Raw genomic sequence first — 12,978 nt, forward strand, 5'->3', positions numbered from 1 at the left:
CGGTTCCGCGGTGTTCCGCGAAGGGCCTTCGCTTCGCTTGGCACACCATCGGTGACGAGGATGAGCGAATCACTTCACATCGTCGGCGTGCGCCACCACAGCCCGGCCTGCGCGCGGCTGGTGGCCGAGCGCATCCGCACGCTGCGCCCCGCGTACGTGCTGATCGAGGGCCCGGCCGACTTCAACGAACGCCTCGACGAGCTGTACCTGCCGCACCGGCTGCCGGTGGCGATCTACAGCTATCTCTCGGGCGACGACACGCACCGCGGTTCGTGGTCGCCCTTTGCCGAGCACTCGCCCGAGTGGCAGGCGCTGCAGGTCGCGCGCCAAGTCGGCGCCGCGGTGCGCTTCATCGACCTGCCGGCCTGGCACGACGCCTTCTCGCGCATGGAGAACCGCTATGCCGACGTGGCCGACCACGAGCACGAGGAACGCGCCGAAGCCTACGAGCGCGCGCTGACGGAGAAGCTCTCGGTGCAGGGCCGTGATGCGCTGTGGGACCACCTGTTCGAGGACGGCTGCGATGCGGCCGAGCTGGCGCAGCGCCTGTCCACCTACTTCGACCACCTGCGCGGCGAAGACCGCGGCTCGCAGGGCAACCAGGCGCGCGAAGCCATGATGGCGCGCTGGATCGCCTGGGCGATGGCGCAGCCGGGCGAGCCGGGCCGCGCGCAGGCGCTGGTGGTGTGCGGCGGCTATCACGCGCCTGCACTGGCGCGGCTGTGGCAAGGCATGCCCTCAGAGCTGCCCGCCACGCCGCAGCCTTCGCTCGAATCCACCGACGAAGAAGACACGCCCGACGCCGACACCGCGCTGCGATTCGGCTCCTACCTCGTGCCCTACACCTTCAAGCGCCTCGACGCCTTCGCAGGCTATGCCTCGGGCATGCCCTCCCCCGCCTACTACCAGTGGGTCTGGGACCACGGCCCCGAAGGCGCCGCGCACCGCGCGCTGCAGCACGTGATGCAGCGCCTGCGCGAGAAGAAACTCCCCGCCTCCACCGCCGACCTGATGGCCGTGCACCTGCGCGCGCAGGGCCTCGCGCGCTTGCGCGGCCACGAGAAGCCGCTGCGCTCCGACTGGCTCGACGCACTGGCCGGTGCGCTCGTGAAGGACGCGCTCGACGCGCCGCTGCCCTGGACCTACCGCGGCGCGATCCGCCCCGGCACCGATCCCGTGCTGGTGCAGGCGATGGACGTGCTGGCCGGCGACACCGTCGGACAGTTGGCGCCCGGCACACCGCAGCCGCCGCTGGTGGCCGCGGTGCGGGCCGAACTCGCGGCGCACGGCATCGTGCTGCGCGGCCAGATCAAGCTCGACCTGCTGCTCGAAGCCGACCGCGCGAAAAGCCGCGTGCTGCACCGCCTGGCTATCCTGCGGCTGCCCGGCGTGCGCCGCACCCAAGGGCCGAAGCTCGCGATGTCGGGCGAGCGCACCGAGCTGTGGTCGCTGAGCGAACCGCTCGAGCAGCAGGCCGCGATGATCGAGGCCGGCGCCTGGGGCGCGAGCCTGCACGACGCAGCGCGCGCCCGGCTCGAAGACGATCTGCGCCAGGCCCACGGCCGCATCGGCCCGCTCGCCGACGGCCTCAACCAGGCCGCATGGGCGGGGCTGTCGGCGCTCAGCGATGCGCTGCTGCGCGAACTGCAGGGCGCCGTTGCCAACGAGCCGCGCTTCGAGGCGCTCGGCCCCGCGCTGTCGGTGCTGCACACGCTGCTGCGGCACGGCCAGATGCTGGGCATGGCCGATGCGCCCGTGCTGCGCGTGGTGATCGAATCGGGTGTCGACCGCGCGCTGTGGCTGCTGGAGCCGCCCGCGGACATCGCACCGGCCGACATGCAGGCCCACCTCGAAGGCCATCTTGCGCTGCGGCGGATCGTGGCCGACGTGCTGGCCCACGCGCAGGACCATGCGCACAACGCGCACGCGCCGTCGCTGCTCGACGTGGAGCCGGCCCGCGCGCTCGCCGTGTGGCAGCGCAAGGCCGCCGACGCCAGCGCCGCTGCGGTGAGCCGCGGCGCGGCGCTCGGTGCCACGCTGAGCCTGGCCGGACGCGCCGCCAACGCGCAAACGCACGACGATCACGGCGTGGCCGAGGCGATGCAACTGCTGCACTCTCTCCCCGCCCCCGTGCTCGGCGATGCGCTCACCGGGCTGCTGGCGCTGGCGCGCGAAGTGCTCGCGTCCGAACCCGCTTTCGTCGCCGGCATGGACCGTACCGTGCAGGTCCTGGACAACGCCGACTTCGTGCGCGCCATGCCCAGCCTGCGCGCCGCCTTCGCCTGGCTGCCGCCGCAGGAACGCGGGCTGCTGGCCGACCAGGTGCTGGCGCTGCACGACGCCACGCACCTCTCGCGCCGCACGCTCACCGCTCATCGTGCGGGAGAGGCTGCACCCGAACAGCTGGCCGAGGCCCGCCGCGTGGAAGACGCGGTGCTTGCGCGCCTCGCGGCCTGGGGCGTGGCGCTCGAAGACACAGAGGAAGCCCCCCGCCCATGAGCCTCGACATTCCCGATCCGCTGCAGCGCTGGCGCCTGCTGCTGGGCGACCCGGCCGAATCGGCCTGCGGTGGCCTGAGCGCCGAGGCGCAGGCCGCCGATGCCGCGCTCGACTGGCTCTACGGCCGCGACAGCGACCGCGCGAGCCGTGGCGAACGCAGCGCGGGCCTGGGCCCCTCGGCACTCAGCACGCCGGACTGGATCAACACCATCCACACGCTCTTTCCGAAGGAAGTGATCGAGCGGCTGGAGCGGGACGCGGTCGAGCGCTACGGCATCGACGAGGTGGTGACCAACCTCGAGGTGCTCGAACGCATCGAGCCCTCCGAATCGCTGCTGCGCGCAGTGCTGCACACCAAGCACCTGATGAACCCCGAGGTGCTCGCGGCCGCGCGCAAGCTGGTGGCCGAGGTGGTGCGCCGCATCATGGAAAAGCTCGCCACCGAAGTGCGCCAGGCCTTCAGCGGCAGCCGCGACCGGCGCCGCCGCTCGCGCATGAAGGTCGCGCGCAACTTCGACTTCAGGCAGACGCTGGCCGCCAACCTGCACCGCTACGACCCGCAGCGCCGCAAGCTCTACGTGGAGCGGCCGGTGTTCATCAGCCGCACGAAGCGGCACGCCGAGCCGTGGGACATCATCCTGCTGATCGACCAGAGCGGCTCGATGGTCGACTCGGTGATCCACAGCGCAGTGATGGCCGCCTGCCTGTGGCAGTTGCCCGGCATGCGCACGCGGCTCGTGGCCTTCGACACGGCAGTGGTCGACCTGACCGCCGACGTGTCCGACCCGGTCGAGCTGCTGATGAAGGTGCAGCTCGGCGGCGGCACCGACATCGCGAAGGCGGTGGCGTATGCGCAGACGCTCGTCGCCAATCCCTCGAAGAGCATCGTGGTGCTGGTGAGCGACTTCTACGAAGGCGGCAGCGAGCACGAGCTGGTGCGCCGCGTGAAGGCGCTGGTCGAGTCCGGCGCGAAGGTGCTGGGCCTGGCGGCGCTCGACTCCAAGGCCGAACCCAACTACGACCGCGAGATGGCCGCGCGGCTGGTGCGCGAAGGCGCGCAGATCGGCGCGATGACGCCGGGCCAGCTGGCCGGCTGGCTGGCCGAGAAGGTGCAGGGATGAGCGGCGCCACGGCATGGCGGGCCGACCTGCTGGAGCTGACGCCCGAGGCGCTGACGGCGCTGGCCAACGCGGGCTTCGTGAAGCGCGCGCAGAAGGACGTGGCGGCCGGCCTGCTGCCAAAGCTGGAGACCGGCGCCGACGGCGTGGTGCAGGCGCAGTTCGACGACGGCGTGCGCACCAGCCTGCCGCCGGGACGCACGCTGCGCGACGCGCAGTGCAGCTGCCCCGCCAGCGGCATGTGCCGGCATCGGGTGATGCTGGTGCTGGCCTACCAGGCGCAGGCAGCGTCGGCGCAGGCGGATGCGCCCGAAGACGCGCAGGAAGCCGCCGAGCCGGACGGCGCATGGAGCCCCGCGCAGTTCGACGATGCCGCACTGGCCGCCAGCCTCGCACCCTCCGTGCTCGAACAGGCGAACAAGCTCGCCGCCGCGCGTCCGGTGGTCGGCGTGCAGGCCTGGCGCAGCGCGAGCGCGCCGCCGGTGGCGCGGCTGCCGATGTGCAGCGTGCGCTTCTTCTCGCGCAGCTCGCTGGTTCATGCGCGCTGCGATTGCAAGCAGGGCAGCGGCTGTGCGCACGTGGTGATCGCGGTGTGGGCATTCCGGCAGGCCGGGCCGCTGGCGCCCGGTTCGGCGGAGGTGCTGCTCGAGGTGTCGCCGCCCGCTTCGGCAGGCGCGACCGCCTCGGACCCGGCACCGCAACCGGCGGCGATGCAGGGCGAAGCCGCCGTTGCGCTGCGAGCGCAGATCGATGCCCTGCTGCTGTCGCTCTGGCTCGACGGTTCGAGCCAGCCGCTGATGGCGCTCGCGGCCCGCTTCGAGGCCGTGCGCAACCAGGCGCGCGCGCTGGCCTGGAGCTGGGTGGACGATGCGCTCGACGAACTCTGGCAACTGCTGCAGGCCCAGCATGCGCGCAGCAGCCGCTTCGAGCCGCTGCGGCTGGTGCGCATGCTGGCCGAGCTGTGGGCGCGATTGCAGGCGGCGGCGCATGCCGCGCGGCCACAGGCGCGACCCGCGCTGCCGGCCAGCCGGATCCTCGGCATCGGCGTCAAGGGCGAGGTCGCGCTCGATCACCTGCGGCTGGTGTCGCTCGGGGCCGAGCTCTGGTCCGACGACGCCGCCGAGGGCGCGAGCGTTTTGTTCGCGGACCCCGACACGCAGAACGTGACCGTGCTGGAGCGCCAGTGGTCGCGCGCGGCCGATGCCGCCGCGGGCGGCACCGCGCAGGCCCTGATGAACCGGCGCGTCGCGGGCTTTCCGCTGCGGCAACTGGCGAGCGGCCAGGTCATCACCAAGACCGCGACACGGCGCGCCAACGGACTCGTCGACCTCACGGCCGGCGCGCGGCAGACGGGCGTGCTGCCGCTGTCGCCCAAGTCGTGGGACGACCTCGTCGCACCACTGCGGCAGGACAGCGTGGCCGCGCTGGTGGCGCATCTGCGCGAGGCAGCTCCCGACTTCGTGCGGCCGCGGCAGGCCGCGGGCGGCGCGTCGGCGGGTGCGTCGGGCCAGCTGCATGTGGTGGCGTTCGAACGCATGGAGGCGGCGTCGTGCCACTGGGATGCGGCGGCGCAGGTGCTGCATGCGCGGCTGAAGCAGGCAGCACCGGAAGGGTCGGACGAAGCCCCGGCCGAAGACGACAACAACGAACGCGACTGGCTGCATCTGGCTTTGCCGCATCGCGCGGTCGCGCCCGGCGCGGTCGATGCGCTGGCCCGCGCGCTTGCCGGCGAATACGGCCCGCTGCGCGCCGTGGCCGGCACCGTGCATCTGCAGGGCGATCGGGCGGTGATGCAGCCGCTGAGCCTGCTGACGGCGCAACGTGCCGTGGTGCTCCAGGTCGAGGCAGTGGCGCCACAGCCGCTGGGCCTTCGCAGCGATGCCGAGGACGTGCCCGCCTTGAACGCGCTGGCTGGCGACACGCTGGAACTGCTGGCGCTGTGGCTGCGCCAGGGCCTGCGCCATCAGGGCGGCGGCGCGCTGTCGCGAGCGCAGGCGCAGGTGCTGCGGCTGAAGCAGGCCGGTCTGGGGCGGAGTGCGGGCTTGCTGGAGGCCGTGCTCGAGAACCTGCGGTCGGCGCAACGGCCGGCGCTGGTGGCGCAACTGGCGATGCTGGGTCTGCTGATGCAGGGTGTGGCGCAATCGGGATGAGAATCCCAAGGGACAGATACGCCGCAAAGGCTCTCACATCGTACTGTTGAGTACCGTGTCCTCGAACTCAAGCTGTTCGAAGTTGCTGCCCAGGAAGTCAACCTGTTCGCCACGCAATCCGCGTGCCCTGACGCTCCTGCCTGTGCATCCGTGCATCTTGAGTGCGGACCAGCTGCCTTGCTCGAAGTTGACCTCGTTCAACTTGCAATCCGTCAATCGGCTGCCGCTGATGTTGCCCAGCCTGAACCTGGCCTTTTCGAAGGTGCAGTTCACGAAAGTGCACCCCATGATGGTGATGCTGTCGAAGCTGCAGGCGCTGAAGATGCAGTTGGAGAAATGGCAAGCCGACCACTGCGCCTCATTGAACTTCGTTTCGGTGAAGCTGCTGCCGGTAAAAGTGGAATCCGCGAACTGCGCCAGCCCGAGGTCCAGGCCGGCGTAGGCATTGCCGTCGGTCTGCCCGGCAAGGCCGGCCGGGGCGCCGCCCGCCCCCTTTCGCCAAAGGTCGTGCGCAAGAATGATCTCTTGCGCGCTCATGCTTCGCCCCAGTCCGCCGCATGCCGGGCTACCCGCAAGGGCGCAACGGGCCGCCACAGCTTGTTCGCGGGCTCCTGCGTAACGGCTCGCGCAGCCTGCGCTGAGGGCAAACAAGAAAAGGGCAACGCGACCGCCAGCCCGATTGTCTGCAAGGCACGTCGACGGGCAAGGGTCACCGTTGGCATATTTTTCATCGCATGCTTTCCTATTTGATCGCCACCGCGTCGGCCGGCGCGCCCGGCACCGCCACGCGGAACTTGAGGCCGTCGAGCAACTTGTCCCACAGCGCAATGGCTTCCTCGTCGTTGAGCGAGGAGGCCGCGGCGGCCCCCACGCGGTCCGACTCCACCTTGGTGTACATCATCACGTCCAGACGCGCGGGGCGCGCCACATTGCCGGACTCCCCGATGAACAGCCATTCGAAATCGTGCCAGCCCCCCTGCATGCGTGCCAACGATTCCTCGCCGTCCCAGCCGTGGACCTTCTTCTTGCCTTCGCGCAAGGTGGTGAGCTTGGGGTAACTGCTGCCGGCTTCGCGTTTGCGATCCGCGATCAGCTTGAGCAGGCTGTAGCCGTCGCTGCCCTTGGTGGTCTGGGCCTGGTTGCTGCTGACGCTGAACACCACATCGGGCAGTGCGTCCATGTGCAGGCCGACCTGCGTGAGAACCATCCCTTTCGCGCCATCACGCTGCGTAAAGCCGTACTGATGGCACAGGCCTTGTTCGGTGGGGACTTCATCGGGCTCGCGTGCGCGCAGATTCTGGGCAAGCTCGACCGTATCGCGAAGAATCGATTCGGCGGTCGCCCCATTGTCCGTCCCTCGCCCATTCACGAAGATGTGCGGGCCAACTACGTGATATATGCGAAAGCCTTCCAACTCGAGTTCCTTAGCTGACACGCTCTTGAATGAGCGAATCAGCCAAGTATTCGGAGCTGGCCCCTTGCCGAAGTAGGTGATTTCCGCCGTGTTGTTTGCCGCCAGGATCTTCGCCCGATCGGCCTGCATCACCTTCTCGATGTCCTTGGCCTGGTTGGGCAAGGTGGGGAAGTCACGCCCGAACGCCAGGTGCGAATCGACCGGGACGGTCAACACATAGCGCCCGAAGCACAGCAGCTTGGTGTGCTCGAACAATGTCTCGATACGCGGATTCATGTCAGAGGTCCTTCATCATCATTGTTTCGCGGGGTAATCCCACTCCTTGGCGGCCCACCATGCGGGATCGTAGGCGGCCGCGATGCGCACGATGCCGTACAGCGTCGCCGCATTGGCATTCGCGTGGCCGTAGCTGCCCTGATGGTCATAGCCGGTCTGCACGAACTTGACTTTCGCGCGCACCTTGTTGGCGCTGCGCTCCACGGGCACCGTGCCGTCGCCGGGCGACATGGCCGGCTGGAGCCTGAGCCGGAGCACCGTGCCATTGTTTCCTTGCACGCGCAGCGTGCCCTTGGCATCGTCGCCGCGCTCCCCCTTGATCAGCACCCACGTCAAGGGATCGCCCGCCGCAGCCGGATCGCCTTCGATCACCCGCCACACGAAGTCGTTCCAGGCCGGCTGCCCTGGGTCACTGCCGTAGTGAGCGTAGGTGCGGTCGTGGAAGGTGTCCTGGATCGCGTTGGCGAATCTCATGGCTTCCTTGATCCGCTCTATCGTCGCTTTGACGCCGATTCGCTCTTCGGGCTTACCCCCCTCGTTGGGTGGCATCTTCGCCTGCTCCGCTGGATCGATCCAATCCGGATTGATCAACCTCCACCACTTGTCCTGGTCCAGCGTGTAGATCTCGCTCACCGCGTCGCCCTGCGGCAGCTTCTTCAGGAACGCACCGTTGTCGTCCTGCACCTGAAGCCATTCCGTGCCATAGGCGGCAGCGGGCAGCAGTTCCAGGCCGCCTTGCGCATTGGCCAGCACCGCCGTCACCTCCAGGCCGTTGTCGCCCAGCACGCCCTGCGTGATGCTTCCCACCACATTGGTCCTGACATGCCAAAAGGACTTGTTGCTGCCCTCGAAGCCCGCGCGCATGCGCTTGTACGCCGCCGCTGCGCCCGTGGTGGGCATCACCCCATGCACCACTCCGAGTATCTTGTCCTTGATGTTGCCGTAGTCCGGGTGCATCAAGGCGCGGGTCAGGATGCCGCCCATGCTGTGGGTGACGACGATCACGCCTGGGCAGTTGAAGCCGTTCTCGTTGTAGGTTTCGATGAGCTTGGTGATCTTCGGTGCCAGGGTCTTGGCTTCCTCACCGTTGCTATTGAGCCAGTTGTAGCCAAAGGCATGCACCGGATACCAGCAATCGCCGATCTTCTTGAGGTCGTCCTGCGTCAGCGGCTCTCCACCCTGGCCACCGAAGCTGGCCGTCGCTCGCCCCACCAGTGCTTCGCGGCTGTCCTTGTTCGACCAGAAGGCCGAAACCTTCACTTTGTCTCCATTCCCTTGCAACATGTCGTTGAGTTGTCTCTCCATCAACTGGAGGATCTCGCCGTAGGAGCCGAACATCACCTCGCTCCAGCCCCTTGCGCGCGCCTTCTGCGCAGCCGTAAAGCTTTGCTGGTTGGAGGCCAGGGGGTGGCTCGGGTCTGCCTTTGGATCGCTCACAAGCAGCTTGCTGACGTTGCCCAGGTTGTCAGGCACGTTGTCGTGGCGCTGATCGGAGCTGACGGTTTCATCACCGGTGGCATCGAAACGATCACCGCCGTGGTCGCTCACCTTGTAGCGATCCACCTCGACTTCGTCCGGGTCCAGGCGCATCTGGCGGTCCGCCGCGCTCGCATTGCGCCGCGCAAACGCATCGCCCGTGTTGTCGGGCCACCATGAGATGTTGTTCTTACGCCTGATCTGAGCCTGCCGGGCCTTGGACAGGCGCAGGTTGCTGCCCATGATGCCGGGCAGGAAGACGATGGGAATAAGCTTGCCTGGCGGCACGCGAACATGCACCTTTCTCTTGTCCGCCGCGGGTGTTGTTGCCACTGCGACTTCCGCAAATCCTCCAATGCCCAGGCTGAAGTCCAGCCATGCATCCTCGTCCTCCCCCTGTACGGCCATTATTTCTTCCTTCCCATCCAGCGCACCTTGTAGATTTCCGGGCCATCCGAGCGTTGCAGACGCGTGGTGCCGTTGGTGCTTGTGATATCGCCGCTTTTCCTGTTCGGTTTCAGCAGATCGTGAGATGGTTCTTCGGGCGGCGGTGCCGGCTGCCCATCGCGCACGAGCTTGAACACCTGTTTCGCCGCCGGCGTGTCGTGGTCGTCAAGGTGGTGAAAGATCAGTTCTTGATCGAAGGGCGCCTTCACATCCCGGTTCATCTTTTCCGGGCTGCGGCTGTCCGGCCCCATGAGGCTGTGGGTGGCTGCGTGCTCGCGCCAAATACCCTTGGTCCCGTGCACGATGCCCGAGGCATTCCAGCGGGTGTAGCTGGAGCCGCCATTGATAACGACCTCTTCCACGGCCGTGATCGTGATCCGGTTGGCTTCCTGCTTGATGTTCATCTTGGCCAGCACGTTGATGCTGTCCTTCAAGGCCGTGATGTCGATGTCCGCATTCGCGGCCACCAGTTTCATACCGGCCTTGTAGGCGAACATGCGCACCGCGTTCCTGGCGGTCACGAGGAAACTTCTTGCCGCACTGACGCTGGTGTGTCCGCCGCTGGTGATCGCGTTGTGCTCGGTGCTGGCGATGTGGGTGGAGCCCTGTGCCGAGTTCTGGATGCCCACAGGGCTGGCCAGGGTCAGATGCGGTTGCTGGAACTCGGGGAACTCACCCTGGCCTGGATTACCGCCTTTACCCTTGATCGCATCGTTTTGATCCTTCAGGGCCTTCGTCACTTCATCCTGGTCGCCACGTTCGAGCGCCTTGGCTTCGATCGCGGCCTGGGACATGCCCTCGTGGATCTCGCGCGCCTGGGTGAGCCGCACCACGGTCTCGTCCATGTCGGTGGTGTGGGCCCGGGCATTGAATCGCGCCTCGGTACTCAGAAGCAGACCACTGGCCGCACGCACGGCGCCACGGCCATCGGTGCGCAGTTCGAAACCCTGGCCGCGCAGATCCTTGCGCCCGGCGGTGTCATCGATGCGCGCGATGTGCCCCAGGCTCAGGCTGGAACTGTCGTGATCGCTCTTGAGCTGGCTTTGGATCTTGCCGGCGAAGTCGTCGAGCACCAGGTGGTTGGAACGTCCACCGCCGCCGAGTTCGCGGCTGCGAATACCCGTGAGGTGCTTCTGGTCGGGCAACGCCCATGCCGGCATCTCGTCGGCGTTGTGCACGCGGCCCACCACCATCGGAAAATCCGGATCCCCGTTGAGGAAGTCCACGATGACCTCTTGGCCGATGCGCGGCAGCGCCGCCATGCCGAATGTCGAACCGGCCAGGCCCAGCCCCACGCGCAGCCAGCACGAGGAATGCTCGTCATTCTTTCCGAGCCGGTCCCAGTGGAACTGCACTTTGATGCGGCCATACTGGTCGGTCCATATTTCTTCGCCCGCGGGACCGACCACGACGGCGGTCTGTGGGCCGCGAGTGCGCGGCTTTGCCGTCGTACGCGGGGGGCGCCAGGCAAAGGCGGTGGGCTGCACGTCGAACGCGAAACGCTGCACGGAGCCCTCGGCACCCCTTGTACCCTCGCTGGCCTGCAGGTTCTCCTGCAGGTGGTAGCTGACAGCGAGCAGAAGGTATTGCCGGTTCTGGTCCTCGCGCGGATGGCCGGCCAGGTTCATTGTGTAGCCCGGTGCCAGAGCGCGCAGGTTGGAGCGCCCCGAGGCACGGGCGCGCGCACTCAATTGCCCCTCGTTGCGAACCTGCGCGTAGGTGTCCCCGTCGCCACTCAAGACGTAGTGTCCTGGCCACTCGTAGACCTCGAACTCGTCGTGGGCGTGGCCGGGTGGTGCCTGCCGCTGGCTCTTCAGGTCGGCTTTGGGCTTCTCAAAATCGAAGTCACTGGTGTAGTGGCGGCCGGAGCGAACATCCTCGGCGCTCTCCCAGGCGTAGATGCGCTCGCTGGGCTCGGTGCCTCCGGTCATGCCGGCATGTTCGAAGGGGTGATAACGCACGATCTCGGCGCCAGGCAACGGTTTGTGCGAGCTGGCGATGTCGTCGGCGAAGACCAGCACATGCCGCTCGGCTTCGTGCCGGAAGAAGTAATAGATGCCCTCGTGCTCGCACAGGCGCGAAACGAAATCAAAGTCGCTCTCGCCATGCTGCACGCAATAGTTCCAGGCCCGATAGCTGCGCGCAAGCTTCTGTTCGACGGGGTAGCCATAGCGCCCGAGCGCTTCCATGAGGATCTCGGGAACGGTCTTGTCCTGGAAGATGCGAAAGTCCGAACGCCGGGTCGCCAGCCATAGCCAGGGGCGCAGCCTCATGGCGTAGAAAGACTGCCGCGCATCTTCTTGAGCCAGGCCGAAGCGCGTGACGATGCCAGCTAGGTAGCGGGTGCCGCCGCTTTCTGTTTGCACCGACACCGTGGCCGTCTCGCCCAGCAGGGCCTTGGCATCTATCGTGTTGCCGTGACCCAGCAGATCGACATCGAAGGCGTAGGCCTGGCTCAGGACTTCACGGCCGACCAGGCGATGAAACTGCAATGCATCGCCCAGCGGCGTCGAGATGGTGACGCGGCGTTTCACGGTGCCGCCGAAGGCGCGAACGCGCACGCGACGCAACCGTGCTGACACGCAACGCCATTGAAAATGGACATGGATCCTCCCCGCAATATTGGCTTGCTCAATCGAGCAGCGATTTTTGTGGGGATTGTGTGAGTTCCACGAATCCGTGCACAGCAGGCGAAAGTACCACTTCGCACGAAATGCACACGCAATGCGTGAACGATCGCACGCGGACGGTTTCTGCCCTCGATCCTTGCCCGCGGACAAAGAAAAAGCCCGGACATCCTTGGATGCCGGGCTTTGATTTGGTGCCGCTTGTCGGAATCGAACTGACGACCTTCCGCTTACAAGGCGGGTGCTCTACCAATTGAGCTAAAGCGGCGAAATTCCAATGCGTGATTCTAGTGGCGCCAGCCGAGGTGGCCGGCCGCTGCTACTTGATGCGCTTGAGCGACGGCCGGGCGCCGCCACCGGCCGGCGGGCGCGGCGGCTCGTCGTCGGGATCGGCGGGCAAGCCGGTGTCGATGGCTTCGTCGGCGTCCTCGCCCGTCACCAGATGGACGATCTTGCCGGCATCGCCTTCGGTGCCGCGCGAGGCGTCACGCAAGGGCATGCGGGCCTGGCCCTGGGACGACGGCGATGCGGCGGACGACGGCACATCGCCTTGCTCGGTGCCGAGCGATGGCGCCGGCGCCGGAAACGCCATGCCCTGCCCGTTCTCGCGCGCGTAGATCGCGATCACGCGCCCCACCGGCACGCTGATTTCGCGCGCACTGCCCGCAAAACGGGCCTTGAACTCGATGAAATCGTTGCCGAGCTTGAGCGAGCTGGTCGCGTCGAAGCTGATGTTGAGCACGATCTCGCCGTTCTTCACGTACTCGCGCGGCACCTGGACGGTCTCGTCGACCTGCACCGCGACATAGGGCGTGAACCCGTTGTCGGTGCACCATTCGTACAGCGCCCGGATGAGGTACGGGCGGGTGGAGGACGACTCGAGCGCGTTGATCATGAAATTGGTACCGTGCAATCGCGAAATCGCGGCCTCGAATTGGCCACTGTCTCTTCGCGGAACACCGCGGAACCGG

At 67.2% G+C, this 12,978-nt stretch carries 8 protein-coding genes and 1 tRNA gene; 3 read left to right on the forward strand and 6 right to left on the reverse strand.

Going from position 1 to position 12,978, the window contains the following annotated elements; genetic code table 11:
* Positions 1–60: 60 nt before the first annotated feature.
* The 3 genes from PMI12_RS21700 to PMI12_RS21710 are packed head-to-tail and all read left to right on the forward strand — an operon-like array spanning position 61 to position 5,767.
* Positions 61–2,499: a DUF5682 family protein gene (locus PMI12_RS21700; protein WP_007836755.1), complete on the forward strand. Its 2,439-nt coding sequence runs from the start codon at positions 61–63 to the stop codon at positions 2,497–2,499.
* Positions 2,496–3,620 carry a VWA domain-containing protein gene (locus PMI12_RS21705; protein WP_007836757.1) on the forward strand — a complete coding sequence of 375 codons (1,125 nt, stop codon included), beginning with the start codon at positions 2,496–2,498 and terminating at the stop codon, positions 3,618–3,620. The genes PMI12_RS21700 and PMI12_RS21705 overlap by 4 nt, the downstream gene beginning before the upstream one ends.
* Entirely contained in the window at positions 3,617–5,767 is a 2,151-nt protein-coding gene (locus PMI12_RS21710; protein ID WP_007836759.1) for an SWIM zinc finger family protein, read from the forward strand. Before PMI12_RS21705 ends, PMI12_RS21710 begins: the two co-directional genes overlap by 4 nt.
* 33 nt (positions 5,768–5,800) lie before the next feature.
* On the opposite strand, the gene PMI12_RS21715 is transcribed toward PMI12_RS21710, so the two are convergent.
* From PMI12_RS21715 to PMI12_RS21740, 6 genes are all read right to left on the reverse strand, one after another.
* Positions 5,801–6,304, reverse strand: a complete 504-nt coding sequence (locus PMI12_RS21715) for a pentapeptide repeat-containing protein (protein ID WP_007836762.1) — start codon at positions 6,302–6,304, stop codon at positions 5,801–5,803.
* 205 nt (positions 6,305–6,509) lie between these two features.
* Positions 6,510–7,457: a T6SS immunity protein Tli4 family protein gene (locus PMI12_RS21720; RefSeq protein WP_007836763.1), complete on the reverse strand. Its 948-nt coding sequence runs from the start codon at positions 7,455–7,457 to the stop codon at positions 6,510–6,512.
* A gap of 18 nt (positions 7,458–7,475) precedes the next feature.
* A complete protein-coding gene (locus tag PMI12_RS21725; protein ID WP_007836765.1) occupies positions 7,476–9,341 on the reverse strand; it encodes an esterase/lipase family protein in 1,866 nt (621 codons plus the stop codon).
* Positions 9,341–11,914 (reverse strand): type VI secretion system Vgr family protein, encoded by a 2,574-nt coding sequence (locus PMI12_RS21730; RefSeq protein ID WP_042673983.1) that lies wholly within the window; start codon positions 11,912–11,914, stop codon positions 9,341–9,343. The genes PMI12_RS21725 and PMI12_RS21730 overlap by 1 nt, the downstream gene beginning before the upstream one ends.
* Positions 11,915–12,199: 285 nt before the next feature.
* Positions 12,200–12,275, reverse strand: a tRNA-Thr gene (locus tag PMI12_RS21735).
* A gap of 51 nt (positions 12,276–12,326) precedes the next feature.
* Positions 12,327–12,902: a ClpXP protease specificity-enhancing factor gene (locus PMI12_RS21740; RefSeq protein ID WP_042673981.1), complete on the reverse strand. Its 576-nt coding sequence runs from the start codon at positions 12,900–12,902 to the stop codon at positions 12,327–12,329.
* Between the last annotated feature and the right edge of the window lie 76 nt (positions 12,903–12,978).

Source organism: Variovorax sp. CF313, from assembly GCF_000282635.1.
In the GTDB taxonomy this organism is placed as follows: Bacteria; Pseudomonadota; Gammaproteobacteria; order Burkholderiales; family Burkholderiaceae_C; genus Variovorax.

Bases quoted from the DNA above. Each gene is read 5' to 3' on its own strand.
- PMI12_RS21700 (WP_007836755.1), top strand. From the start codon at position 61: ATGAGCGAATCACTTCACATCGTCGGCGTGCGCCACCACAGCCCGGCC.
- PMI12_RS21705 (WP_007836757.1), top strand. From the start codon at position 2,496: ATGAGCCTCGACATTCCCGATCCGCTGCAGCGCTGGCGCCTGCTGCTG.
- PMI12_RS21710 (WP_007836759.1), top strand. From the start codon at position 3,617: ATGAGCGGCGCCACGGCATGGCGGGCCGACCTGCTGGAGCTGACGCCC.
- PMI12_RS21715 (WP_007836762.1), bottom strand. From the start codon at position 6,304: ATGAGCGCGCAAGAGATCATTCTTGCGCACGACCTTTGGCGAAAGGGG.
- PMI12_RS21720 (WP_007836763.1), bottom strand. From the start codon at position 7,457: ATGAATCCGCGTATCGAGACATTGTTCGAGCACACCAAGCTGCTGTGC.
- PMI12_RS21725 (WP_007836765.1), bottom strand. From the start codon at position 9,341: ATGGCCGTACAGGGGGAGGACGAGGATGCATGGCTGGACTTCAGCCTG.
- PMI12_RS21740 (WP_042673981.1), bottom strand. From the start codon at position 12,902: ATGATCAACGCGCTCGAGTCGTCCTCCACCCGCCCGTACCTCATCCGG.